At 65.4% G+C, this 24,906-nt stretch carries 25 protein-coding genes and 1 tRNA gene; 12 read left to right on the forward strand and 14 right to left on the reverse strand.

The annotated features are described in order from the left end of the window. The first annotated feature begins 46 nt into the window (after positions 1–46). From BSY18_RS16505 to BSY18_RS16515, 3 genes are all read left to right on the forward strand, one after another. Positions 47–247, forward strand: a complete 201-nt coding sequence (locus BSY18_RS16505) for a DUF1192 domain-containing protein (protein ID WP_054136043.1) — start codon at positions 47–49, stop codon at positions 245–247. 268 nt (positions 248–515) lie between these two features. Continuing rightward, a complete protein-coding gene (gene clpA / locus BSY18_RS16510; protein ID WP_069051227.1) occupies positions 516–2,852 on the forward strand; it encodes an ATP-dependent Clp protease ATP-binding subunit ClpA in 2,337 nt (778 codons plus the stop codon). A 42-nt stretch (positions 2,853–2,894) separates the two neighbouring features. Beyond that, complete coding sequence (locus BSY18_RS16515) at positions 2,895–3,287, forward strand: acyl-CoA thioesterase (protein ID WP_054136041.1); 393 nt, start codon at positions 2,895–2,897, stop codon at positions 3,285–3,287. 131 nt (positions 3,288–3,418) lie between these two features. Here the strand turns inward: BSY18_RS16515 and BSY18_RS16520 are convergent, their stop codons facing one another. From BSY18_RS16520 to BSY18_RS16540, 5 genes are all read right to left on the reverse strand, one after another. Next, positions 3,419–4,183: a LytR/AlgR family response regulator transcription factor gene (locus tag BSY18_RS16520; RefSeq protein WP_054136040.1), complete on the reverse strand. Its 765-nt coding sequence runs from the start codon at positions 4,181–4,183 to the stop codon at positions 3,419–3,421. Continuing rightward, positions 4,173–5,279, reverse strand: a complete 1,107-nt coding sequence (locus BSY18_RS16525; protein ID WP_069051988.1) for a sensor histidine kinase — start codon at positions 5,277–5,279, stop codon at positions 4,173–4,175. Before BSY18_RS16525 ends, BSY18_RS16520 begins: the two co-directional genes overlap by 11 nt. Positions 5,280–5,389: 110 nt before the next feature. Next, a complete protein-coding gene (gene ggt / locus BSY18_RS16530) occupies positions 5,390–7,117 on the reverse strand; it encodes a gamma-glutamyltransferase (protein ID WP_069051228.1) in 1,728 nt (575 codons plus the stop codon). A gap of 42 nt (positions 7,118–7,159) precedes the next feature. After that, positions 7,160–7,366 (reverse strand): DUF2061 domain-containing protein, encoded by a 207-nt coding sequence (locus BSY18_RS16535; protein ID WP_069051229.1) that lies wholly within the window; start codon positions 7,364–7,366, stop codon positions 7,160–7,162. Between the two features lie 181 nt (positions 7,367–7,547). Further along, positions 7,548–8,579 carry a quinone-dependent dihydroorotate dehydrogenase gene (locus BSY18_RS16540; RefSeq protein WP_069051230.1) on the reverse strand — a complete coding sequence of 344 codons (1,032 nt, stop codon included), beginning with the start codon at positions 8,577–8,579 and terminating at the stop codon, positions 7,548–7,550. 117 nt (positions 8,580–8,696) lie between these two features. Here BSY18_RS16540 and BSY18_RS16545 point away from each other — a divergent pair, with 117 nt between their 5' ends. Together BSY18_RS16545 and BSY18_RS16550 are read left to right on the forward strand one after the other, a co-directional pair. Further along, positions 8,697–10,502, forward strand: coding sequence for a DUF885 domain-containing protein (locus tag BSY18_RS16545; RefSeq protein WP_069051231.1), 1,806 nt, complete (start codon positions 8,697–8,699; stop codon positions 10,500–10,502). Between the two features lie 300 nt (positions 10,503–10,802). Next, the gene (locus BSY18_RS16550; protein ID WP_162892487.1) at positions 10,803–11,642 is read left to right on the forward strand and encodes an AraC family transcriptional regulator; all 840 of its coding nucleotides are present in this window, start codon (positions 10,803–10,805) and stop codon (positions 11,640–11,642) included. Between the two features lie 14 nt (positions 11,643–11,656). Here BSY18_RS16550 and BSY18_RS16555 read toward each other — a convergent pair whose 3' ends face one another. Next, positions 11,657–12,085, reverse strand: coding sequence for an ATP-binding protein (locus tag BSY18_RS16555; RefSeq protein WP_069051232.1), 429 nt, complete (start codon positions 12,083–12,085; stop codon positions 11,657–11,659). 44 nt (positions 12,086–12,129) lie between these two features. On the opposite strand from BSY18_RS16555, the gene BSY18_RS16560 reads away from it, so the two are divergent. The 3 genes from BSY18_RS16560 (at position 12,130) to BSY18_RS16570 (ending at position 14,898) form a co-directional block, all read left to right on the forward strand. Next, complete coding sequence (locus BSY18_RS16560) at positions 12,130–12,564, forward strand: FecR family protein (protein WP_054136033.1); 435 nt, start codon at positions 12,130–12,132, stop codon at positions 12,562–12,564. Beyond that, positions 12,561–13,163 (forward strand): OmpA family protein, encoded by a 603-nt coding sequence (locus BSY18_RS16565; protein ID WP_069051233.1) that lies wholly within the window; start codon positions 12,561–12,563, stop codon positions 13,161–13,163. The genes BSY18_RS16560 and BSY18_RS16565 overlap by 4 nt, the downstream gene beginning before the upstream one ends. Before the next feature lie 70 nt (positions 13,164–13,233). After that, positions 13,234–14,898 carry a formate--tetrahydrofolate ligase gene (locus tag BSY18_RS16570; protein WP_069051234.1) on the forward strand — a complete coding sequence of 555 codons (1,665 nt, stop codon included), beginning with the start codon at positions 13,234–13,236 and terminating at the stop codon, positions 14,896–14,898. Positions 14,899–14,939: 41 nt separating this feature from the next. Here BSY18_RS16570 and BSY18_RS16575 read toward each other — a convergent pair whose 3' ends face one another. Continuing rightward, positions 14,940–15,620 carry an OmpA family protein gene (locus tag BSY18_RS16575; RefSeq protein WP_054136030.1) on the reverse strand — a complete coding sequence of 227 codons (681 nt, stop codon included), beginning with the start codon at positions 15,618–15,620 and terminating at the stop codon, positions 14,940–14,942. Between the two features lie 227 nt (positions 15,621–15,847). Here BSY18_RS16575 and BSY18_RS16580 point away from each other — a divergent pair, with 227 nt between their 5' ends. Next, a complete protein-coding gene (locus BSY18_RS16580; RefSeq protein ID WP_069051235.1) occupies positions 15,848–17,164 on the forward strand; it encodes a hemolysin family protein in 1,317 nt (438 codons plus the stop codon). A 22-nt stretch (positions 17,165–17,186) separates the two neighbouring features. On the opposite strand, the gene BSY18_RS16585 is transcribed toward BSY18_RS16580, so the two are convergent. Then, on the reverse strand, positions 17,187–17,690 hold the full coding sequence (locus BSY18_RS16585; protein WP_082382436.1) for an outer membrane protein assembly factor BamE: 504 nt from the start codon (positions 17,688–17,690) through the stop codon (positions 17,187–17,189). Positions 17,691–17,869: 179 nt separating this feature from the next. Between BSY18_RS16585 and BSY18_RS16590 the strand changes: the two genes are divergently transcribed. Both BSY18_RS16590 and BSY18_RS16595 read left to right on the forward strand, forming a co-directional pair. Beyond that, positions 17,870–18,397, forward strand: coding sequence for a ubiquinol-cytochrome C chaperone family protein (locus BSY18_RS16590; RefSeq protein WP_069051236.1), 528 nt, complete (start codon positions 17,870–17,872; stop codon positions 18,395–18,397). Beyond that, a complete protein-coding gene (locus BSY18_RS16595; protein WP_069051237.1) occupies positions 18,397–18,930 on the forward strand; it encodes a YceD family protein in 534 nt (177 codons plus the stop codon). The genes BSY18_RS16590 and BSY18_RS16595 overlap by 1 nt, the downstream gene beginning before the upstream one ends. A gap of 24 nt (positions 18,931–18,954) precedes the next feature. Here the strand turns inward: BSY18_RS16595 and BSY18_RS16600 are convergent, their stop codons facing one another. From BSY18_RS16600 to BSY18_RS16615, 4 genes are all read right to left on the reverse strand, one after another. After that, positions 18,955–20,274, reverse strand: a complete 1,320-nt coding sequence (locus tag BSY18_RS16600; protein ID WP_069051238.1) for a hypothetical protein — start codon at positions 20,272–20,274, stop codon at positions 18,955–18,957. Between the two features lie 140 nt (positions 20,275–20,414). Further along, the gene (gene rplT / locus BSY18_RS16605; RefSeq protein WP_054136025.1) at positions 20,415–20,777 is read right to left on the reverse strand and encodes a 50S ribosomal protein L20; all 363 of its coding nucleotides are present in this window, start codon (positions 20,775–20,777) and stop codon (positions 20,415–20,417) included. 48 nt (positions 20,778–20,825) lie between these two features. Beyond that, positions 20,826–21,029, reverse strand: coding sequence for a 50S ribosomal protein L35 (gene rpmI / locus BSY18_RS16610; RefSeq protein WP_054136024.1), 204 nt, complete (start codon positions 21,027–21,029; stop codon positions 20,826–20,828). Positions 21,030–21,195: 166 nt separating this feature from the next. Beyond that, the gene (locus tag BSY18_RS16615; RefSeq protein ID WP_054136023.1) at positions 21,196–21,573 is read right to left on the reverse strand and encodes a VOC family protein; all 378 of its coding nucleotides are present in this window, start codon (positions 21,571–21,573) and stop codon (positions 21,196–21,198) included. Between the two features lie 146 nt (positions 21,574–21,719). Here BSY18_RS16615 and BSY18_RS16620 point away from each other — a divergent pair, with 146 nt between their 5' ends. Continuing rightward, positions 21,720–23,867 carry a PQQ-dependent dehydrogenase, methanol/ethanol family gene (locus tag BSY18_RS16620; RefSeq protein WP_069051239.1) on the forward strand — a complete coding sequence of 716 codons (2,148 nt, stop codon included), beginning with the start codon at positions 21,720–21,722 and terminating at the stop codon, positions 23,865–23,867. 57 nt (positions 23,868–23,924) lie between these two features. On the opposite strand, the gene BSY18_RS16625 is transcribed toward BSY18_RS16620, so the two are convergent. Beyond that, positions 23,925–24,000 (reverse strand) — tRNA-Ala (locus BSY18_RS16625). A gap of 88 nt (positions 24,001–24,088) precedes the next feature. After that, positions 24,089–24,892, reverse strand: a complete 804-nt coding sequence (locus BSY18_RS16630; RefSeq protein ID WP_150126312.1) for a hypothetical protein — start codon at positions 24,890–24,892, stop codon at positions 24,089–24,091. Between the last annotated feature and the right edge of the window lie 14 nt (positions 24,893–24,906).

The raw sequence follows: 24,906 nt of genomic DNA on the forward strand, positions 1-24,906 counted from the left end.
CCGGTCATATTGACAGTTAGCCTGTCCGGGTCAACACTAAGCTCCGATGGAACCCGATGAGAGCCTCTCCCGGCTGCGCGCCGATGCTGCCCAGAAACTGGGCAGCGAGGATGTCGATGCCTATTCGCTGGACGAGCTCGACGCCCGGATCGCGCTTTGCCGCGCCGAAATCGCGCGCTGCGAGGCGCGCAAGGCCTTTGCCACGCGCCACCGCGCCAGTGCCGAGGCGCTGTTCCGCAAGAGCTAGCTGCAGCACCCCGCTTTGAGCGGACGCTGCCGACATACCCGAAAACGGCCCCTTCCCATGTGGCATGGTCCTTGCTGGTATTATTCTTGAGCTTGGGCTTGCGCCCGGCTGGATTTGGCGAGACACTCGCCTATATTATCAGGTGGAAGCGCCCCGGAGTGGACTTGGGGCATTGGCAATGAGGCGCTTGACCAAAGAGGCCCGGCTCTTTTTCCGGGCACACTGATTGAAAGACCGGGCCTTCCGCCCGGCGCGGAGTATCGCTGCTATGCCGTCCTTTGCCGAATCCCTCGAAAAAACGCTGCACCAGGCGCTGCATAATGCCGCCGACCGCCGCCATGAATATGCCACGCTGGAGCATCTGCTGCTCGCGCTTATCGACGATGCCGATGCCGCGCAGGTCATGCAGGCCTGCGGCGTGGACCTTGGCGAGCTGGGTGATGCGGTAACGCACTATCTCGACAACGAGCTGGACTCGCTCAAGGTCGCCGAAAAGACCGATCCGGCGCCGACTTCCGGCTTCCAGCGCGTCGTTCAGCGCGCGATCCTCCACGTCCAGTCCTCGGGCAAGGATGTCGTCACCGGCGCCAACGTGCTGGTGGCGCTGTTCTCCGAGCGCGAGAGCTACGCCGTCTATTTCCTGCAGCAGCAGGACATGAGCCGTCTCGATGCGGTGAGCTATATCAGCCACGGCATCGGCAAGGGCGGCCAGGCGGTCGAGCAGCGCAGCCCGCGCGGCAGCGAGGAGCCGCAGGAAGAAAAGCAGGACACCTCGGGCAAGCAGAAGAAGGACAGTGCGCTCGACCAGTTCACCGTCAACCTGAATGCGCGCGCGATGGCGGGCAAGATCGATCCGCTGATCGGTCGTGGTCCCGAGGTCGATCGCACGATCCAGATCCTGTGCCGTCGTTCCAAGAACAACCCGCTCTATGTGGGTGACCCCGGCGTCGGCAAGACCGCGATCGCCGAGGGCCTGGCGCGCAAGATCGTCGAGGGCGATGTCCCCGAAGTGCTCGAAAAGGCGGTGATCTACTCGCTCGACATGGGCGCGCTGCTCGCCGGCACCCGCTATCGCGGCGACTTCGAGGAGCGGCTCAAGCAGGTCGTCTCCGAGCTCGAGAAGATGCCGCACGCGGTGCTGTTCATCGACGAGATCCACACCGTGATCGGCGCTGGCGCCACCAGCGGCGGCGCGATGGATGCCTCGAACCTCTTGAAGCCGGCTCTGTCGGGCGGCACGATCCGCTGCATCGGCTCGACCACCTACAAGGAGTTCCGCAACCACTTCGAAAAGGACCGCGCCTTGCTGCGCCGGTTCCAGAAGATCGACGTCAACGAGCCGACGATCGAGGACACGATCAAGATCCTCAAGGGTCTGCGCAGCGCGTTCGAGGATCACCACAAGGTCAAGTACACGCCTGAGGCAATCAAGACCGCGGTCGAGCTTTCGGCGCGCTACATCAACGACCGCAAGCTGCCCGACAAGGCGATCGACGTGATCGACGAAGTCGGCGCGATGCAGATGCTGGTTCCGCCCAACAAGCGGCGCAAGATCATCACCGCGCGCGAGATCGAAAGCGTGATCGCGACGATGGCACGCATCCCGCCCAAGTCGGTGTCGAAGGACGACAAGAAGGTGCTCGAGCATCTCGACCGCGACCTCAAGCGCGTCGTGTTCGGCCAGAACAAGGCGATCGAGGTGCTGTCCAGCGCGATCAAGCTGAGCCGTGCGGGCCTGCGCGATCCGGACAAGCCGATCGGCAACTATCTGTTCTCCGGCCCCACCGGCGTCGGCAAGACCGAGGTTGCCCGGCAGCTCGCCAGCATCATGGGTATTCCGCTGCAGCGTTTCGACATGTCGGAATATATGGAGCGGCACTCGGTCTCGCGGCTGATCGGCGCGCCTCCGGGCTATGTCGGCTATGATCAGGGCGGCCTGCTCACCGATGCGATCGACCAGCAGCCGCATTGCGTGCTGTTGCTCGACGAGATCGAAAAGGCGCACCCCGATCTGTTCAACATCCTGCTGCAGGTGATGGACAACGGCAAGCTGACCGATCACCACGGCAAGACGGTCGACTTCCGCAATGTCGTACTGATCATGACCACCAATGCCGGAGCTGCCGACATGGCGCGTGAAGGCATCGGTTTTGGCGATGTCAGCAAGGAGGATGCGTCGGACGAGGCGGTGAAGAAGATGTTCACCCCCGAATTCCGCAACCGTCTGGATGCGGTCGTTCCGTTTGCCTATCTCGGCACCGAAGTCGTCGCACGCGTCGTGGACAAGTTCATCCTCCAGCTCGAACTGCAGCTGGCCGAACAGAACGTCCACATCCGTCTCGACCAGGCGGCGCGCGACTGGCTGTGCGAGAAGGGCTATGATCGCCTGTACGGCGCGCGTCCGATGGCGCGGCTGATCCAGGAAAAGATCAAGCAGCCGCTGGCCGAGGAACTGCTGTTCGGCAAGCTCGTGCAGGGCGGCGAGGTCAACGTCCATCTCAAGGATGGCGCGATGGCCTTCGAGATCGTCCCCGCTCCGCCCAAGGCACCCAAGGCCCGCAAGCCGCGGACCACCAAAAAGGCCAGCGACACCAAGGCCGACTGACAATATGGCCCGGCTGACACACCATCAGCCGGGCCTTTTTGTATGAACAGCTTCGAACGCACCTTTACCGCCGAGCCGCAGCACATCGATGAGCTGGGCCATGTCAACAATGCCGTCTGGGTGCAGTGGCTGCAGGAGCTGTCGGTGGCGCATTGGCAGGCTGCGGCTGACCCTGCGCATGTCGATGCCTATTTCTGGGTAATCGTCCGGCACGAGATCGACTATCGCGGCAACATTGCGCTGGGCGAGCAGGCGGTGGGGCGGACCTGGGTCCCCGGCACCCCCAAGGGCGCGCGCTTTGCCCGGCATGCCGTGTTCAGCGATGCGAACGGGCGCGCAATTGTCAGCGCGATTTCAACATGGGCGATGCTCGACAAGGCGACCGGCAGGCCCGCGCGTGTGACTGCGGATATCGTTGCGGCGTTTCAGGAGTAACCCCGGCTTCCTTCCCAGCCGGTCCCCTGCGGAGGCAGGGGGCCATCTCCAGGCAGGTGAGGGATCGGCAGGGCAGGTGATGGGCCCCCGCCTTCGCGGGGGATCCGGGAGGGGGGGAACCGCCGCGCGCCCTACCGGCCCGCCATTTCCTTCACCCGCGCCAGATACGTCCGCCCGACGCGCAGTTCGCTGCCATCGGCGAGGCACGCGAACCATACGCCGCCGCCATTGTGGCGCAGCGAGGTGATGTAGTCGTGGCGCACGATGTGCGAGCGGTGCAGCCGGACGAAGCGCGAAGGGTCCAGCCGCTCTTCCAGCGTCTTGATCGTCTCGTGCATCAGATAGCTGCGGGTGCCGACGTGCAGCCGCATATAGTCGCGCTCGGCATCGATCCGTTCGATCAGGTCGGCATCGATGCGCTTCAGTTCGGAGCGGTGCGGCACCCAGAATTCGCGCACCCAGTCCTGGCTGGCGGGCGGCGCATCGGGCACGGGGTTGGAGAGCACGAAGTTGCGCCGCTCCATGACGCGCGCAACCGCGCGCTCCAGCCGGTCGGTGGCCACGGGCTTGAGCAGATAGTCGATCGCCGCCAGATCGAACGCCTCGACCGCGAACGCCTGATAGGCGGTGACGAAGATGATCGCGGGCGTCTGGTCCATCTTGCCCAGCGCGCGCGCGACACCCATGCCGTCCAGCCGCGGCATGTTGATGTCGAGGAACACCAGTTCGGGGCGCAATTGCTCGGCCAGCCGCAGCGCCGATTCGCCGTCGCTGGCGGTGCCCACCAGGCTGATCTGGCCCAGCCGCGCGCACAGCAGCTGCAGGCGTTCGACCGCCAGCGGTTCGTCGTCGACGATCATGGTTCTGAGCGGTGCGGTATCGGCCTCAACAGTCATGGCGCACCGCCGGCAGGGTCAAATCCACCACAAAGCCTCCTTCAAACGGAACATGCCATTCGATCCGCGCCGCACTGCCGTACCGGGCATCCAGCCGGTCGCGGACATTGGCAAGGCCGATGCCGCTGCCTTTGTCCTGATCCGAGGGGATGACATCGCCGTCATCGCTGACGACGATGTTGAGCACATCGTCCACCTCGCGCGCGGTGATGCGGATCGTCACCGGGCGGGTGGCGCGCGCGACACCGTATTTGATCGCGTTCTCGACCAGCGGCTGCAGGATCAGCCCGGGCACGCAGCAGCTCATCACCGCATCGGGCACGTCGATCTCGATCTTCAGCCGGTCGGGAAAGCGCACCGCCTCGATCGCCAGATACAGCTGCTGCAGCTGCACCTCATCGGCCAGCGGCACATCGTCCAGCGGATCGCCGGTCAGGCTGGTGCGATAGAAGGTCGACAGGTTCATGATCATCGACTCGGCCTCTTCCGGGCGGTTGCGCAGCACCAGGGTAGACAGCGAATTCAATGTGTTGAACAGAAAATGCGGATTGACCTGATAGCGCAAGCTGCGCAGCTCGGCCTGCTGCGCGGCCTGGGCAAAGCGCGCCGCACGGCGCTCGGCCGCGCGCACCTCGCTGGCATAGCTCAGCGCCAGATAGAGCATCGCCCACGACATCAGGAAATAATAGCTGGAGATCGCGAACTCGAGCACGATGGCGAGCGGGTCGATCTCGGCGATCTTCTCGCGCAGTTCGCTGTCCTCGAACACGCTGATCGGATCATAGACGTTGAACGCGAAATAATTGAACGACGAGATCGCCAGCGCCGCGGGGATCGCGCCGATGCACGCGGCGATGATCCGCGGGGTCAGCGGTTTGTCCTCGAACCAGCGCAGGCCCAGATACAGCGCGACATTGGTGACGATGCCGAACACCGTCACCGCCACCCGGCGGATCACCAGCTCTTCCTGGGCGGGAAAATCCAGCACCGCCGCGCGCAGCGTGACGATGATCATGTAGAACAGCCAGAATCCCAGGATCGAAAGCAGGGCGACCTGCTGGTCCACCCGGGGCCGGGCATGGCGCGTGGCAAGCATTTTCATCGGCGACAGTCTTAACCGCAGATGACTGACATGTCTTTACCGCCGCCGCCTGCTGGTCGAACAGGGGGAGAGGTTGGTCGAAAGCGCAAGGTTGGGGACGGGCGTCACTCGGCCAGCGCGACACCGGGACTGCGCGGATCGGCATAGCCGGTCCAGGCCTTGCCATCGAACTGCGCCGCGTTGAGCTTCGAGCCCAGGTCACTGACCACCACCGGCTGGCCCATCGCGGCAAGGTCCTTGCTCATCGCGCCCAGCCCGGTGTCCTTTTCGACGATCAGCGAGCCGTTGCCGAAATAGATGTTGGGCAGCGCGAGCGCGTCGCCTGCAGGCAGGCCGAAATCGATTACCCCGATCAGCGCCTTGGTGACGTGCATGATGATGCGCTTGCCGCCTGCCGAGCCGACGGCCAGCACCGGGCGATCAGCAGCGTCATAGACGATGTGCGGCGACATCGAGGACAAAGGGCGCTTGCCCGGCTGCACCCGGTTGGCGACCTTCATCCCGTTCTTTTCGGGCGCGAAGGTGAAGTCGGTGAGCTCGTTGTTGAGGAAATAGCCGTTGGCGATCAGCTGGCTGCCGAACGGGCCTTCGACGGTCGAGGTCATGCTGACGACATTGCCCGCGCCATCGACCGCGACGAAATGGGTGGTGCCGGCAACCTCGCTCGAGATCGCGGCCGTGCGCGGCTCGGCGCCCGGCGGGGTGCCGGCTTCATAGCGACCCAACGCCTTGGCGGGATCGATCGTTGCGGCGCGGCTGGCGACATAGGCGGGGTCGAGCAGGCCGTTGACCGGCACCGAGACGAAATCGGGATCGCCCAGATACTGTTCGCGGTCGGCATAAGCGAGCTGCATCGCCTCGCCGATCAGATGCCAGGTCTTCGGGTCGTCCTTGCCCATGCCTGCGATATCGTGCGGCTGGAGCATGCCCAGGATCTGCTGCACCGTGGTCGCGCCCGAAGAGGGCGGGCCCATGCCGCAGACCTTGTATCCGCGATAGCGCGAACACACCGCGGGGCGCTCCTTGGCGGTATAGGCGGCAAGGTCGGCCAGCGTCATCTTTGCAGGATTGACCGAAGCCTTGCTCACCGCATCGACCAGTGCCTGGCCGTGCTTGCCGGTATAGAAGGCGTCTGGGCCGCCCTTGGCCACCGCGCGCAGCAGCTCGGCAAGCGCGGGATTGGTCACCCGCTCGCCCGCTGCCTTGGGTCCGGTGGCGTTCCAGTAGATGCCGCGCGCATCGGGGAAGCGCGACCAGATCGGCGCAAGCCGCTTGAGGGTGCCCGCGAGCACGTCGCTCACCTCGAAGCCTTGGTCGGCGAGTCGGATCGCGGGCGCAAACAGGTCCGCCCAGGGCAATTTGCCCCATCTGGCGTGGGTCATCGCCATCAGCCGGATGTTGCCGGGAACCCCGACGCTGCGGCCGCCCTGAAAGGCATCGATAAAGGGCAAGGGCTTGCCGTCTGCGCCCAGCAGCAGCGCCTCGCTGGCCGAAGCCGGTGCCATTTCGCGCCCGTCGATGGTGGCAAGCGTGCCGGTCGCGGCATCGTGATGCAGCAGCAGTCCGCCTCCGCCGATCCCCGAGCTTTGCGGCTCGACCACGGTCAGCGCGAGCATCATCGCCATCGCGGCATCGGCAGCCGACCCGCCCTTGCGCAGGATCTCCTGCCCCGCTGCGGTTGCGCGCGGATCGGCTGAGGAGACCACGCCCTTGCCCTGCGCCGCGGTTGCGGACGAGCGGGCGGGCGCGGGTGCCTGCGCGTGGCCGGCGATGGAGAGCGTGGACAGGGCGAAGGCGGCTGCAACGAGCAGCGTGCGGGGGAATGCGGTCATCGCTGCGTTATAGCGCCGGGACGGGGGGCGGCAAGCTCTGCCTCAGGCAAGCGCGACCGCCGCGCCACCCTCGGGCTTGGCCGCCCAGAGCTTCTCGTGGAAGAAGAATGCCACCGCGTTGACCATCGGCTCGATGATCGCAAGGCCGCCAGCGATCTCGAGCGATCCGGTGAACGCATAGGCGACAGAAAACCCGATGGTGAGGTGCACCGCCAGATAGCTCAATGTCTTGGCAATATCGCGGGGCATGGTCGAACTCCTGTCATGCGGCAACAGGCTATTGATAATCATTCGCACATTACTGCGCTAATGAAGGTTTTGGGGTGCGGTGATCGAGTGGGGCGATCAGTTGTGCGGTTCAACACGGCAGCGCAGCTCAGGCCGCCGCGTTTGCGGTTCCCCTGCACAGGGGACCGGCTAGTGCAAAATATCAATCGATCCCCACAGCCTCGCCCAGCGTCGCAAAACCATCCCGCTTCAGGAGTCTCTTGAGGCCCCGGTTGATCTGCGCGGCCAGTCCCGGACCTTCGTACACCAGTGCCGAATACAACTGCACCAGCGACGCGCCCGCGCGCACCCGGGCATAGGCGTCTTCTGCCGATGCGATGCCGCCGACGCCGATCAGCGGGATCGCGCCGCCGCTTGCGGTCCGGAAATCGCGCAAGCGCTGCTGCGCCAGATCGCGCAAAGGCGCCCCCGACAGCCCGCCTGCTTCGCCCGCATGCCGCGAGCGCAGCGCGGGGCGCGAAATGGTGGTGTTCGAGACGATCAGCGCATCGAGCCTTTTGTCCATCGCGATGCGGGTGATGTCGTCGATATCGGCCGGCTCCAGATCGGGTGCGAGCTTGAGGAACACCGGGCAGGGATTGGCCCCCCGCGCCTCGATCACCGCATCGAGCAGCGCCGAGAGCGCGCCTGCGTCCTGCAGCGCGCGCAGGCCCGGGGTGTTGGGCGAGGAGATGTTGACCGTGAGATAGCGCGCCAGCGGCGCCATGATCCGCGTCATCGTCGCATAATCGGCGATGCGGTCTTCGGAATTCTTGTTGGCGCCGATGTTGACACCGATGATCCCGGCGTTCGATCGGCCCGCGACCAGCCGCTCGACCACTGCGCCTGCGCCGTCGTTGTTGAAGCCCATGCGGTTGATCACCGCCTTGTCCTCGACCAGCCGGAACAGCCGCGGGCGCGGGTTGCCCGCCTGGGGCAGGGGGGTCACGGTGCCGATCTCGACAAAGCCGAAGCCGAAGCCGAACAGCGCATGCGGCGCTTCGGCATTCTTGTCGAAGCCGGGGGCCAGACCCACCGGCGCGGGAAAATCGATCCCCGCGACCCGCATCGCCAGCATCGGATCGGCAGCGGGCGGAGCAGAGGCCGGCGCAAGCCGCAGCGCCGCCAGCGTCAGCCGGTGGGCGGTCTCTCCATCGAGCAGGAACAGGGCGGGCCGGGCGAGCGAAAACAGCATGGTCAGCCTATGGCTTTGCGACGGGCCGATGGTCAAGCGCCCTGCTGGCGGTTTACCCTTGGCATCCAAGTGTATACGGTTTGCCTAAACCATCACAGAATAACGGAAAGTCGTCTTATGGCCCTGCGTACCCTAGCCACCGCCCTGTTGCTTGCCGCCAGCCCGCTGGTGCTGGCCAGCCCGGTCGGGGCCCAGACCGCCCCTGCAGCCAAGGCCAACAGCGCCGAGCTTGCCGCGTTCTTCGAGCAGGTCGATGCCGATGGCCTGGCGCAATCGCCGCAGGGCAAGGCCTATCGCGGCATCCGCGATGCCGATTACGGCAAGTGGAACGATCCGTCGGATGCCAAGGCCGTCGCCGATTTCGAGCGCGGTCAAAAGGCTCTGGCGACGATGAAGGCGCGGTTCGACCCCGCCAAGCTGAGCACCGAGGATGCGCTGAGCTATCGGTTGTTCGAATATCAGGCCGAGCGCGCCGCCAAGGCGCACCCGTTCCGCCGCAACGATTATGTCTTCGACCAGATGAACGGCGCGCAGAGCCAGATGCCGGCCTTCCTGATCAACATCCACCGCGTTGCCAGCAAGAGCGATGCCGAGGCCTATGTCGCACGCCTGCAGGGCATCGGCCCCAGGCTGGACGGCCTGATCGCCGAGTCGCGCACGCGGGCGGAAGCGGGCGTGATGCCGCCCAAATGGGTCTATCCTTTCGTCATCGATGACGCACGCAACGTGATCAAGGGCGCTCCCTTCGATGGCGGCGCGCCCTCGACGCTGCTCGCCGACCTCAGCAAGAAGGTCGATGCGCTCGACATCCCGGCGGCCGACAAGGCCGCGCTGATTGCCGCGGGCAGCGATGCGCTGCTGACCAGCGTCAAGCCGGCCTATCAGCGGCTGATCGCCGAGATGGAGCGGCAGCAGTCGATCGCTCCTGCCGAGGATGGCGTGTGGCGCTTCAAGGACGGCGCGGCCTATTATGCGCAGCTGCTCGCCAGCTACACCACCACCGATCTCACCCCCGATCAGGTCCACCAGATCGGGCTCGACAATGTCGCGCGTATCCACGGGCAGATGCGCGAGATCATGAAGACGGTGGGCTTCACCGGCACGCTGCAGGAATTCTTCGCCTTCGTCCGCACCGACGACCGCTTCTATTTCAAGACGCGCGAGGACTATCTTGCGGCGGTCGACACCAAGCTGAAGGCGATGACCGCCAAGCTGCCCGAATATTTCAACACGCTGCCCAAGGCGCCGCTGACGGTGAAGGCGGTCGAGGCGTTTCGCGAGAAGTCCGCAGGCAAGGCGTTCTACCAGAGCCCCGCGCCCGATGGGTCGCGCCCCGGCACTTATTATGTGAACCTCTACAACCTCAAGGACATGGCCTCGACCGAGCTTGAGGCGCTGGCCTATCATGAGGGGCTTCCCGGCCACCATCTCCAGCGCGCGGTGCAGACCGAACTCGGCGATCTGCCGCCGTTCCGCCGCTTTGGCGGGGTTACCGCCTATACCGAAGGCTGGGGCCTGTATTCGGAAGAGCTGGGCAAGGACATGGGCTTTTACCAAGACCCCTATTCGGACTTCGGCCGGCTGGGCATGGAACTGTGGCGCGCCTGCCGTCTGGTGGTCGATACCGGCATCCATCACAAGCGCTGGAGCCGCGAGCAGGCGATTGGGTACCTGACCGAAAACACCCCCAATCCCGATGGCGATATCTCCAAGGCGATCGAGCGCTATGTCGTTTATCCGGGCCAGGCCAACGCCTATATGATCGGCAAGCTCAAGATCATGGAACTGCGCGAACGCGCGCAAAAGGCGCTGGGGCCGAAGTTCCAGTACGGCCGTTTCCATGACGCGATTCTCAAGAGCGGACCGGTGCCGCTGACGGTGCTGGAGGAGCGAATCGACGGCTGGATCGCCAGCGGTGGCTGATTCGCGCCATTCCTGAACGGTTCGGGACTAGCGGGCAGATTTTGCACGATTTTTCATCGTGTCGAATCCATCCAATCATCCCCCCCGATCATCCCCTATAGCCCGTTTGCGACCCGAAGGGCTCAAGGCAGCAATGCCGAGAGTTCTTTTCCTAACGGCGATCCTGCCCTTGTGGCGGGATCGCCTTTTTTTTGTGCTCCATTCGGTCTATAGGCCTTGCCGGGTCGACGAGAAAATAACACCGGCACGGGGACAAGCGGTCAATCCGCTGCTGCGTTGCACGGGGGAATGGGGCCGCGCATGCCGAACCTGCAATATGCTCTTCCGGACGAATCGCTCCGCGAGTTTGTCTCGGTCTATTATCTGTTCGATAGCCCTGAACCTTATGTCATGGACGGCGAGCGCGCGGCCATTGCGCAGCTTCGGCTGGGCACCTGCGGGCGCGTGACCATGCATTTTCCCGATGGATCGAAGACGCAGATCAGCGGTGCCGCGCTGATGGGGCCGACCACCGCAGCGGTGAAGTTCGAGATCGAGGGCCCGTTCCACATGTTCGGCCTGGGCATCACCGCAGCCGGATGGGGCGCGCTGACCCAGCAGAGCGCAGCGCAGTATCTCGACCGAATCGTGCCCGCGGTCATGGTGTTCCCCAATATCGAGCAGCGGCTCGAAGAGGTGCGCGCGCTCGATTCGCTGCCCGCGATGTGCGCCGCAGCCGATGCGATCCTGAAGCCGATCATGCAGGAGGCCAATCCGGAGATGGTCGCCTTCACGCGGATGGTCGACCAGTGGCTCGCCTCGAGCGTCTCGCCGATGGTGACCGAACTGCACGCGCAGACCGATCTGTCCGAACGCCAGCTGACCCGCCGGGTGAAGCAGCTCTACGGCATGCCGCCAAAATATCTCTCGCGCAAATATCGCGCGCTGCGCGCCGCGCGGGCGCTGATCGACGCCCAGCCGGACGAGGCCGACTTCCTGCGCGATGCGTTCTACGACCAGTCGCACATGATTCGCGAGCTCAAGCTGTTTGCAGGGACCACGCCGACCAGGCTGCGCACCGGTGAGGGCGAGCTTGCCCGGCTGATCGATCAGCGCGGTCGGCTCAAGGGGAGCATCAACCCGCTGGTGGCCGATACCTGATCGAGCCCGCGCGCTCAGTCGCGCAGTTTCATCTCCAGCCGGTTGACGCCGTCTTCGCTGCGATAGTCGATGATGTCCGCCCAGGCGCGGATCAGCGCCAGCCCGGCGCCGCCGCCCCGCTCGGCATTGGGCATCTCGGCCTCGCTGTCGCTGTCACTTTCCATGCGCGGATCGAACGGCTGCCCCGAGTCGCACAGGCAGATGGTCACCGCGTCGCTGCTCCCCCGCAGCGTCAGCGTGCCCGAAAACCCTGGGCGGACCTCACCATGGTCGTAAAGATTGGTAACTGCCTCTTCCGCCAGGATCGCAAGCTTGGCGCGCTGCTGCGGCGGCAGCATGTTGGTTGTGCAGAACAATTGGACCAGCGCCACCGCACGATGTATCGATTCGGGACCATTTTCGTCCAGGTCGCACGAATGCGGATTGAAATTGCGCCGGATCATGGCTGAGGTTATGCCATGATGGCGGGCAAGAGGGGATGCATATTATGAAATGCGGACTGCTTGTTACATTTTCACTGCTGGCGATGGTCGCACAACCGGCCTGGGCGGATATCGGCCGGGTCAAGAAGACCACCGGAACAGCCTCGATCGAGCGCAAGGGCGCGCGGGTGACACCCGCGGTCGGCACCAGCCTGCTGCCCGGCGATGTGCTGGTCACCGGCAATGGCGGCCAGATCGCGGTGACCTTTGCCGACAACACCCGTTTTTCGGTCGGACCCAACAGCCGCATCGCGGTCGACAAGTTCGATTTCGACCGGACTACCCGATCGGGCGCGTTCGAGACCCGGGTCGAGAAGGGATCGCTCGGCGTCGTCTCGGGCCAGATCGCCAAGTCGCGGCGCGACGCGATGAAGGTGCGCACGCCGACATCCTTGCTCGGGGTCCGCGGCACCCGCTTCATCGTGAACGTGCCTGAATGATGCGGCGCGCTGCTTTCGGAGCGGCGCTTGCCGCATCTGCCCTTTCGGCCTGTGCGGGTCCTTCGCTGCTGCTGCTCGACAACGAGGACGGGTCGTCCGAAGGCGCGCTGGCGGTGATCGACGAAGGTTGCGGCAACCCCGACGGGTCGACCATCGCCGGGTCGTTCACCCGCACCAAGCTCACCGGCTGCGCGCCGCGGCCCAAGGGTGTCGGGGCCGATGGTCTCAAGCCCGACGAGCGCGCGCTGATCAACGATCTTCCGCCGCCGCCTGCGCGCTTCATCATGTATTTCGTGCCCGACACCACCGATCTGGCACCGGGGTCCGAAGGCATGATCGAGGCGCTCGACCGCCACTTCAAGGCACGCCCCGGCGCCGAGATCGAGATCATCGGCTATACCGACACCGTGGGCAAGGCGGACTACAACCTCGTGCTCTCGCAAAAGCGCGCCGAGGAGATCAAGGGCAGGCTGGTGCAGATGGGCTTCCCCACCGGGGTGATCACCACCACCGGGCGCGGCGAGACCGAACTGCGCTTTCCCACTCCCGACGAGACCGAGAACGGCGGCAACCGCCGCGTGGAGATCATCGTCCGCTGAAGGTCTGCGCTTGCCACGCGGCGCAGGGGCATTACGACCGTGCCCACACGCTTGTCATGCAAGAGGCTTCATGCTCACCGATATCCAGATTTCCCGCGCCGCCCGGCTCCAGCCGATCTCCGCCATCGCCGCAAAACTGGGCCTGCAGCCTGACGCGATCGAACCTTATGGCCATCACAAGGCCAAGATCGACCTTGCTGCGGCAGGGCTGGGCGACACGCGGGGCCGCCTGATCCTCGTCACCGCGATCAACCCCACGCCGGCGGGCGAGGGCAAGACCACCACGTCGGTCGGCCTTGCCGATGCCCTGTGCCGGATCGGCCACAAGACCGTGCTCGCGCTGCGCGAGCCCTCGCTCGGCCCGTGCTTCGGCACCAAGGGCGGCGCGACCGGGGGCGGCTATGCTCAGGTTGGGCCGATGGAAGACATCAACCTCCATTTCACCGGCGATTTCCATGCGATCACCTCGGCGCACAATCTGCTCGCGGCGATGATCGACAACCACATCCACTGGGGCAACGCGCTCGATATCGATGTGCGCCGCGTCGTGTGGCGGCGGGTGCTCGACATCAACGACCGCGCGCTGCGCCAGATCGTGCAATCGGTGGGCGGGGTCGGCAACGGTTTTCCGCGCGAAAGCGGGTTCGACATCACCGTCGCGTCCGAGGTGATGGCGATCCTGTGCCTGGCGCGCGATCTTGATGATCTCGAAGAGCGGCTGGGGCGGATCGTCATCGGCTATACCCGCGCCAAGACCCCGGTGACGGCGAGCGACCTCAAGGCCGCAGGCGCGATGACGGTGCTGCTCGCGCAGGCGATCAAGCCCAATCTGGTGCAGACGCTGGAGGGCAACCCCGCGCTGCTCCATGGCGGCCCGTTCGCCAACATCGCGCATGGCTGCAATTCGGTGATTGCGACGCGCGCCGCGCTGGCGTTGGGCGATTTCGTGGTGACCGAGGCGGGATTCGGCGCGGATCTGGGCGCGGAAAAATTCTTCGACATCAAGTGTCGCCAGGCGGGGCTGAAACCGGCTGCGGCGGTGATCGTCGCCACCGTGCGCGCGCTCAAGATGAACGGCGGCGTCGCCAAGGCGGACCTTGGCAGCGAGGATGTCGAGGCAGTGCGGCGTGGCAGCGTCAACCTCGTGCGGCATATCGAGAATGTCCGCAGCTTCGGCGTGCCGGTGGTGGTCGCGATCAACCACTTCACCAGCGATACCGACGCCGAGATCGAGGTGCTGCGCGAGGCTGCGGCATCGCAGGGGGCAGACGCGCATGTCTGCCGCCACTGGGCCGATGGCGGGGCGGGGGCTGAGGATCTGGCGCATGCGGTGGCGGCGCTGGCAGGGTCCGATGCCGCGCAGTTTGCGCCGCTCTATCCCGACGACCTGCCGCTGATCGACAAGATCAACACCGTCGCCACACGCATCTACCGCGTCGGCTCTGTCGCGGCGTCGCCTGCGATCCTGGCACAGCTGGGGCGCTGGGAAGAGGCGGGGTACGGCCATCTGCCGGTGTGCATGGCCAAGACCCAGTACAGTTTCTCCGCCGACCCGACGCTGCTCGGCGCGCCCAGCGGGCACGTGCTGCCGGTACGCGAGGTGAAGCTGAGTGCAGGTGCGGGGTTCGTCGTGGCGATCTGCGGCGAGATCATGACCATGCCGGGCCTGCCGCGCGTTCCTGCGGCAGAGAGCATCCGGTTCGATGCGCGCGGCGAGATCGAAGGGCTGTTTTGAGCCTTCTCCCCTCCCGCGAGCGGGAGGGGAGAGGCTTGCTATCAGCCGTTTACGTCGGCCTGGGTCACAGGGACGATGCGGATTTCCACGCGGCGGTTCTGCGCGCGGCCGTCTTCGGTGGTGTTGGAGGCAACCGGCTGCGATTCGCCGAAGCCGCGCGTCGCGAGGCGGGCGGACTGGACGCCGCGGGTCGACAGATAGCTCGACACCGACTGCGCACGGCGTTCCGACAGCGTCTGGTTGTACGCATCGCTGCCGGTCGAATCGGTGTGGCCGTACACGTCGATATAGGTGCTTTCATACTGCACCAGCGTGGCGGCGACATCGTTCAGCGTATTGCGGAATTCGGGCTTCACCGCCGAGCTGTCGACATCGAACGTCACCTGGCTGGGCATGTTGAGCAGCAGGCTGTCGCCATCACGGACCACGTCCACGCCGGTGCCGGCGGTCTTCTGGCGAAGCTCGCGCTCCTGCTGGTCGAGATAATAGCCGATGCCGGCGCCTGCCACGGCGCCGATGCCCGCGCCGACGATCTTTTCGGTACGGTCTCGGCGTCCGCCGACGATGTCGCCCAGCAGATAGCCGCCCAGCGCGCCGCCGAGGCCGCCGATCGCCGACTTGCTGATCCGCTGCTGGCCGGTTTCGGGGTCGGTCACACAGGCTGCCAGCGCAAGGCTGGACAGGCCGGCAAAGGCTGCGATGCGGATGGTCTTGCTGTTCATGCTGAAAGGCTCCCAGGACTTTTGAAGGATTCTGTCGTACGTACGTCTCGTAACGTCTCAGCGCCTTATTCGATCCAGCGGCTGAATGGTTCCCGAACCGAAATATAACATTGCGTAACTTTTTGTGCGCAAGCGGGCCGCGCTCGATCCGCCCCATCCAGCGAAACCGCGTGACACTGCGCGTTGCCGCGATATAGGGTGTCTCCTTGCAAACAGCATAAGGCCCGATGGACCCTCTCCTTCCCTTTCCGTGGCTCGACGCCATCATCATTCTGGCGTTGATCTTTCTGAATGGCGTGTTCGCCATGTCCGAACTTGCCATCGTATCGGCCCGCACCGCGCGGCTGGAGGCGATGGCCAAGGAAGGCAGCAGCGCTGCGCGCACCGCGATCCGGCTGGGGGCGGACCCGGGCAAGTTCCTCTCCACCGTCCAGATCGGCATCACGCTGATCGGCATTGTCGCAGGCGCATATTCGGGCGCGAGCCTCGGCGGACCGGTGGGTGATCGGCTGGCGATGATCGGGGTACCCGCCGACATCTCCGATACCGCCGGTTTCGCGCTGGTCATCGGCATCACCACCTATCTGTCGCTGGTGATCGGCGAGCTGGTGCCCAAGCAGTTCGCGTTGCGCAAGGCCGAGGAGCTGGCGGTGATCATGGCGATCCCGATGGACCTGATGGCGCGCGGCGCTGCTCCGGTGGTCTGGCTGCTCGACAGCTCGAGCGCGCTGATCTTCCGGCTGCTCGGGCTCAACCGCGAATCGGAGAACATCGTCACCGCCGAAGAGCTGCAGATGATCTTTGCCGAAGCCACCAAGTCGGGCGTGATCGAGGAAAGCGAACGCGCGATCATTTCGGGCGTCGTGCGGCTGGCCGGACGCCCGGTGCGCGAGGTGATGACACCGCGCACCGAGGTCGACTGGCTGCCGGTCGAGGCAGGGCTAGAGGATTTGCGCCGGATCATGGCCGAATCGCCGCACAGCCGCCTGCCGGTCGCCGATGGTTCGGTCGATGCGATCATCGGCATCGTCACGGTGCGCGATCTGCTCTCGGCGATCATCGAAGGCGCGCCGCTCGATCTGGCGGCCCTGGTGCGCACCGCGCCGATCGTTCCCGATCAGGTCGATGCTATGGATGCGCTCAAGGTGCTGCAGAAGGGCGAGGTGCCGATGGCGCTCGTCCATGACGAATACGGCCATTTCGAAGGGCTGGTGACGCCCGCTGACCTTTTGCAGGCGCTGGTCGGCGATTTCGCGTCGGACCAGGGCGAAGGCGATTCGCCGATGGTGGTCGAGCGCGCCGATGGCAGCCTGCTGATCTCAGGCGCGCTGCCTGCCGATGCCATGGCCGAGCGGCTGGGGATCGACCTGTCGGGCGACCGCGATTACGCGACCGCGGCAGGCCATGTGCTCCACTGCCTGCGCCACCTGCCCAAGGAGGGCGAGGTGTTCAACGACCAGGGATGGCGTTTCGAGATCGTCGACATGGACAACCGCAAGGTCGACAAGCTGCTGGTCAGCCGCATCGAGGCCGACGCGGACTGAGCCTCGCGGGATAGCGGGTATGTTACTGCGGAGGGCCGCCGCCACCGGCTCCGGGCGCACCGACTGCGCCGATATTGCCGAACAGATCCTGGAAGAAGGTGCGGTTGCGACCCAGCGTCGGGGTCTTCTTGCCTTCGGGGTCGATGTTGGCGACCTGTTCAAGCCCGGTATAATCGACCGCCTCGACATTGCCTGCCGCATCGAAACGCACCCGCATCACCTGCTGCGCGGTGGCACGCGGGTTGGCGAAGGCGAGCTGACGGGTGTCGCGCGCGAAATAATACCACTCGTTGCTGGCGAACTGGCCGGTGAAGGTCGGGCGACCCAGCGTCCGTTCCACCGACTGGCGGTTGTCCACGCCCGGCAGAATCTGGCCTGCCAGCGCCTGGTCGTAGATGAAACCCTGATGACCGCGCAGCTGGCCGCAGCCGGACAGCAGCGGCAGGGCGGCAAGCCCGATCAGCAGAGCTGCCCGTTTGGTGCGGCTAAGCGGCGCGCGGAGTGTAGGAGCTTTGCTGATCATCATCTTTCCTTGGAGTGCGTCCGCCTGACTGTCGAGATGCAGGGCGATGGACATGGGCCTCGCAGCCTCACCCATCTCTTGCAACTTGCCGTTGACGCCTCAATATGCACTTAGCCCCTGCATCACAAGTGGCCAATGAATTGTGGCTTAACGCTGCCTGCTCCATCTGGAAAAGCTGAACCATGTCCGTCCTCTCCCGTATCTTTGCCCGCAAGGACCCCCGCGAACAGGCGCGTCCGGCCTATGACCGCGTCGTGGCGCTGGGCCGCGACCCCTATTGGTATCTCGATGGCGGAGTGGCAGACAGCGTCGATGGCCGGTTCGAGGCGGTGATGACGGTGCTGGGCGCGGTGCTGCTGCGGCTGGAACGCGACGATGCCGACACCACGGTACGGCATTTTTCGGTGCATCTGGCCGAACTGTTCGTCGATGACATGGATGGCCAGCTGCGCCAGAACGGCGTCGGTGACCTGATCGTCGGCAAGCATATCGGCAAGATGATGAGCGCGCTGGGCGGCAGGCTGGGCGCCTATCGCGGCGCGCTGGAAGCGGGCGACGCCGCGCTGCTCGCCGATGCGCTGCGCCGCAATCTGTACGGCGACGCCACCGTCAGCGATGCCGCGGTGGCCGCTGCCGCGCAGCACCTGATGGCGCTGTACGCCCGGCTCAAGGCCCTGCCCGTGAGCGCAATCCTGCAGGGCGATTTCTGATGCAGCCGCCTGTGGAATTCTCGCGGCCGGTCGATCTGCGCGCACTGCCGCGCCAGCAGATCGATCTGGTCGCCAACAAGACCGAACGCGCCGCGCTCGCGCGCCGGTTCTTTATCGTCTCGATCGATGCCTTGAAGGCGACAGCGACGGTCGAGGAAACCGACCGGGGGGTAGAGGTTCGCGGCACGATCACCGCCATCCTGGTACAGAGCTGCGCGATCTCGGCCGAGGATTTTCCGGTGCGGATCGCATCGGACTATCGCCTGCGCTTCGTGCCCGAAGCCGATTACGAGGCGGCGATGCAGGCCGCGGGCGACGAAGTCGAACTGGCCGCGGACGATCTCGACACCATCGCCTATTCGGGCAGCACGCTTGATCTGGGCGAGGCGATCGCACAGACGCTGGCGCTGGAGATCGATCCGTTTGCCGAGGGTCCCGGGGCGGATGCGGCGCGCGCCGAATACGGCCTTTCCACCCCCGAAGACAGCGGGCCATTCGCCGCGCTCAAGGCGCTGCAGACCAAGAAGAGCTGATCGCGGGGATCGGGGGCGGCCCCCTCAGGGCACCCCGGCATTGCCCAGCATCCGGTCAATGGTGCGCACGGCCGCGGCATATTCGGGCGAATCGACCGCAGTGTAATCGCGCTCGAACGCCGCCTGATCGAGCCCTTCCGGCCTTGTCAGCAGTTCGGGCGGCAGAATCTGATCCTGCGTGATCGCGACCAGCCGGGTTTGCACCGTGCGCGCCAGCTGCGGCTTGACCGCCGCCATGGCAAATCGTTCGCCTGAGCGGTCCGCGGCCAGATCGACGAACGAAAAGCCGCTGCCGCCTTCGCTGCTGTCCGCCAGTTCCTTCCACGTCCCCATCGATCGCGCGACCTGGCTCCCCAGCGTGGCCGAGATCGCGGCCGACAGCGCCCAGTGCTTGGCCAGATCCTCGCGCCCCGCCAGCGTCACCGGGTCTGCGCTGGCGCCGCAATCCGCCACCAGCGCGCGGGCCGACCCTGCCAGCTTCTCGCGATATTCGGGCACCGCGCGCATCGCGATCGCGGTCAGCAGCACGCGGTTGTGATCTTCAGCGCTGATGCCGGCGGGAGGCTTCTGCGCAGCTGCCAGCCGCACCAGCATGGGCAGATCCGCCCCGGCGGTGCCGGCGATCGCGCAATAGGCGGCGGCGAGCCTTTCGGGGTCGGGGGTGGTGCCGCCCGCCTGGGCGAGCCCGGCCAGCGCGGCCCCGCGCCCGGGATTGACCAGCACCACCCGCGCCTTGTCCGGCGCTATGGTGAAGCGCCTGAGCGCCTGTTCCAGCGCCACCGGCTTTGCCGCATCGCCTTGCGCCTGGCGCCACAGGCGGGCCAGCGCCCAGTAGCTCAGCCATTGCGGCACGGGTACGCGGCCGATGGTCACCGCCAGCTCGGGCAGCGCAGCAGCCTTGGCGGCATCGTTCGGGCGCACCAGCGCGACTGCATTGACCCACAGGCCCGCACCAAGCTCGCGGCTCATGTCGACGACCATCTCGCCGCCGCGCGATTGCCTTGACAGGGCGGCAGGCTGCAGCCGTGCGCGGATGCGAAGCGGGGCCAGCGCCTCGCTGGCAAGCCCTGCCAGCCCATCAAGCTCGCGCTGCGTCACGGTGATCTGCACCAGCGCGCCGCGCCGGGTATCGCTGCCCGTGATCTGCTGCAGGGCATTGCGCGCTGCAGCCGCGCTTGCGGTATCGGGGGTGGCAGCCTCGGGAACCAGCGGCGTCAGGCTGAGCAGCGCCAGCGCGGCAGTGACCAGCACCGCCAGCAATGCACCGAGAAGCCACCGTCCGCGCCTGCTGGCGCCGCGCGCAGGCTTGGCAGATTCGGTCGGGCTGGGCTCGGGCGGGGTCATGAGTCAGGCCTGCGCAAGGGGGCGTCCGGCATGACGCATCACGAAAAGGGGGCCAGCGGCGTAGCGAGCATGCACGAAAAAGCGCCGGAAATCGAACGATCCCGGCGCTTTTGCGATGTTTTGGCGATGAGCGCTGGCGCTTATGCGGCGGGCAGAGCTGCCTGTGCCTGCTTGACCAGGGTCTTGAAGACCTCGGCTTCGTGCATGGCGAGATCGGCCAGAACCTTGCGGTCCAGTTCGACGCCTGCCAGCTTCAGACCGTGCATGAACTGGCCATAGGTGAGGCCTTCCATGCGGGTCGCAGCGTTGATGCGCACGATCCACAGAGCGCGGAAATTGCGCTTCTTGGCCTTGCGGTCGCGATACGCGTACTGGCCTGCCTTTTCGACGGCCTGACGGGCGATGCGGATGGTATTCTTGCGACGGCCGTAATAGCCCTTCGCCTGTACGAGAATGCGCTTATGCTTGGCGCGGGTGGTAACACCCCGTTTGACGCGTGCCATATGCTATATCCTTTGATTATCGAGAACTTGAGAAACGGTAAGGCGGGATCAACCCAGGCCGTACGGCGCCCATTTCTTGATGGTCTTGGCATCGGCATCCGAGATGACCGAGGTGCCACGATTCTGGCGGATATACTTCGCATTGTGGCTCATCAAACGGTGACGCTTGCCAGCGACGCCATGCTTGATTTTGCCGGTGGCGGTGAGCTTGAAGCGCTTCTTCACACCGCTCTTGGTCTTCAGCTTGGGCATTTTGGTCTCCTTCGTTGGAAGTCCGTATACAAGCGAACATGGCAGCCCATAACCAGCCAGCCCGCTTTGTCGGAAGCGTGCGCGCCTAGCGGGATTCGGTGACGAATGCAAGGCGGCAGTTGGGAGGCATGTGCGGAGGCGGCAGGTGCCACCTCCGCAGCAATGCTCACACCCGGTGCATCGCGCATACCTTGTTGCCGGCAGGGTCGCGCAGATAGGCAAGGTACAGCTTCATGCCTGCGCCTTCGCGCACGCCCGGCGGATCCTCGATTGCGGTGCCGCCATGCGCCAGGCCTGCGGCATGCCAGGCATCTGCCTGCTCGGCCGAGGTCGCGGCAAAGCCGATGGTGCTGCCGTTGCCGCAGCTGGCCGGTTGGCCGTCGATCGGCTTGGTCAGCAGGAACAGTCCGCCATTGTGCATGTAGATGACGCGGCCCTTGGGGTCGACCATTCCGGGTTTGCCGCCCAGCGCGGTTATCGTTGCATCGTAGAACGCCTTGGACGCGTCGATATCGTCCGCGCCCAGCATGACGTGTGAAAACATGAAACTCTCCTGTCGTTAACCGGCCAACTTTTAACCGGATAGTTAAATCACCATGGACAAGCCGTCTGGCCCTCGTCAATATCCGGCAGGCGCAAAGACAGCCATTGGCCGCCAAAGGTCAAGGCAAAAGGGAAGAGGGACGGGCGATGAGGCTGAAGGCTCTGATGGGGGCGGCGCTCGCGCTGCTGGCGGCGGCATGTTCGGGCGGCGGCGAGACCGCGACGACCGGCACCACCGGGATCGATGGCGCGCGGATCATCAAGGCCGATGGCGGTGAATGGCTGAGCTATGGCCGCACCTATGACGAGCAGCGCTACAGCCCGCTCGACCAGATCAACCCCGGCAATATCGGCGAACTGGGCCTGGCCTGGTATGCCGACATGGACACCGCGCGCGGCCAGGAAGCCACGCCACTGGTGATCGACGGCAAGATCTACGTCACCACCGCCTGGTCCAAGGTGAAGGCCTATGACGCCGTCACCGGCAAGCCGCTTTGGGATTTCGACCCCAAGGTGCCCGGCGAGACCGGGGTCAAGGCGTGCTGCGATGTCGTCAACCGGGGTCTTGCCGCCTGGGGCAACATGCTGTTCCTGGGCACCCTCGATGGCCGGCTGATCGCGCTCGATCGCGGCACGGGCCGCGAGATCTGGAGCAAGGTCACGGTCGATCAGGGCAAGTCGTACACCGTCACCGGCGCACCGCGGGTGATCGACGGCATGGTGATCATCGGCAATGGCGGCGCCGAGTTCGGCGTGCGCGGCTTTGTCGCGGCCTATGATGCGGCGACCGGCAAGCAGTTGTGGAAATTCTACACCGTCCCCGACCGCCCCGGCGCCAACGAGGCCGAGTACCTCAAGACCGCTGAAGCCACCTGGAAGGGCGAATACTGGAACATCGGCGGCGGCGGCACCGTCTGGGACGCGATGGCCTATGACCCCGAACTCGGCCTGCTCTATGTCGGCGTCGGCAACGGGTCCCCATGGAACCAGGCCTATCGCTCGCCCGGCGGCGGCGACAACCTGTACCTGTCCTCGATCGTCGCGATCCGGGTGAAGACCGGCGAGTATGCGTGGCATTACCAGACCACCCCGGGCGAGACCTGGGACTATACCGCCACCCAGCACATCATGCTCGCCGATCTCGAGATCGACGGCAAGACGCGCAAGGTGCTGATGCAGGCGCCCAAGAACGGCTTCTTCTATGTCATCGACCGCGCAACCGGCGAATTCATCTCCGCCAACAATTTCGTACCCGTGAACTGGGCGACCGGGGTCGACCAAGCCACCGGACGGCCGATCGAGAACCCGGAAGCGCGGGTCGACAAGACCGGCAAGCCCTTTGTCGTCTCGCCCGGCCCGCTGGGTGCGCACAACTGGCATCCGATGGCATTCGACGCCAAGCAGAAACTGGTGTTCATCCCCGCGCAGATCACCGCCTATCCCTATATCCCGGCGGCGGGATGGAAGCCTTCGAAACTGGGCTTCAACGTCGGCATGGACACCGCGAACAACGCGATGCCCGCCGACAACGCGGTGCGCGAGGCGGCGCGCAAGGCGACCAAGGGGGTGCTGATCGCCTGGGACCCGGTCGCGCAGAAGGAGCGCTGGCGCGTCACCCTGGGCGGGCCGTGGAACGGCGGCGTGCTGGCGACCGCAGGCGGGCTGGTGTTCCAGGGCAATGCGATGGGCAATTTCGTCGCGTATGATTCTGCGCAGGGCAGGCAATTGTGGAGCTTCCCGGCGCAGACCGGCGTGGTCGCCGCGCCGATGACCTTTGCGATCGATGGCCAGCAATATGTCGCGGTGCTCGCCGGATGGGGCGGTGCCTGGGCGATCACCGCAGGCGTGCTGAGCGACATGTCAGGCCCGGTGCGCAACATCTCGCGGCTGCTGGTGTTCAAGCTGGGCGGCAAGGCCAAGCTGCCCGATATGCCCGCCGCCGATGAGCTGCCGCTCGATCCGCCGGCGCTCACCGCTGCTGCGGACGTGGTGCAGGGCGGTGCGACGCAATATGGCCGTTATTGCACGGTGTGCCATGGCGATGCCGCGATCCAGGCCTCGGGCCGCGGCGGCATCATCCCTGATCTGCGCTATTCCGGCACGCTGGCCAGCCCCGAGAACTGGCAGACGATCGTCCATGGCGGAGCGCTCAAGGACAATGGCATGGTGAGCTTTGCCTCGGTGATGACGAAGCCTCAGATCGACAGCATCCGCCACTATGTCATCGCCCGCGCCAATGAGGACAAGGCGCTGATGGCCAAGGCAGGGGCGCCGAAAAAGGTGGCGATGAGATAGCAGGGGGACAGGCCCGTTGCGCTCCAGGTCAGCCGCCCGCACAGGTGCGGGCGGGGCTGGTGGAGCCGAGGGGAATCGAACCCCTGACCTCGTCATTGCGAACGACGCGCTCTCCCAACTGAGCTACGGCCCCTGATCGTCCGGTGGGAAAATCCGGTGCAGGCGATATACTGGCTCGCCCGCCACCGATCCAGCCGGAAAATGCGGCGCGCGCGTGCCGGTCAGTCGCCGCTGGAGGGCAGGATCGTCGGCAGTACCGGCGGATTGGAGGCTGCCGCAGGCGCGGTGCCCGATGCGTTGGTGGGCTGGACCATGCCGCTGGCCTGTGCGGCCTGTGCGGCCTGCGCAGCGCGCATCTCGGGGCTGCCGTACAGCGCGATCCACTTCTGCAGGTCGGTCTGATAGCCTTCATAGGATGCGTAGAAGCGGTCGAAAACGCCTTCAAGCGTCGGCAGCGCGCGCGCCGAGAAGGCGACCAGATCCTTGGACGGGATCGCTGCGGCTTCCTGGCCCAGCACCAGGGCGGCTTCGCAGAAGTCGTTCTTGGTCGGCGGGAAGGCGAAGAAATTGTAAACCTGGGTGTTTTCGGTATCGCGGATGCGGGCATAGCCTGCGCCATGGCGCTTGCGGTACGTTTCCTCGACGCTTCTGTTGACCCGGTCGAGCTCGCGCTTGTGGGTTTTTAGGAACAGGTTGTAATCGTCGGCGATGCGGAAATGCTGGGGGCTCTGGCAGTTGAGCGCAGCGACGTTGAACGCGGCGCGGAAATACCACAATTTCTCGTTGTCATCGATATCGCGCATTGGCGTATCGCGCAGGCCGTCGGCGCGCAGTGCGGGCACGGTCATCGCCAGCATCGCGTTCGAGGGCGGGCTGGGCATGCGCGGCGGGGCGACAACCACCGGCGGCGGCGGCGGGGCAACCGCGACCGGCGCGGGCTTGGCGCCGCCACAGGCCGAAATCACGGTGGTCATGCCGGCCGCGACGGCCAAGGCTGCTGCACGGTTGAGGCCCATACGTGCCATTTGCTGTTTCTCCT

This window comes from Blastomonas sp. RAC04, assembly GCF_001713435.1.
In the GTDB taxonomy this organism is placed as follows: Bacteria; Pseudomonadota; Alphaproteobacteria; order Sphingomonadales; family Sphingomonadaceae; genus Blastomonas; species Blastomonas fulva.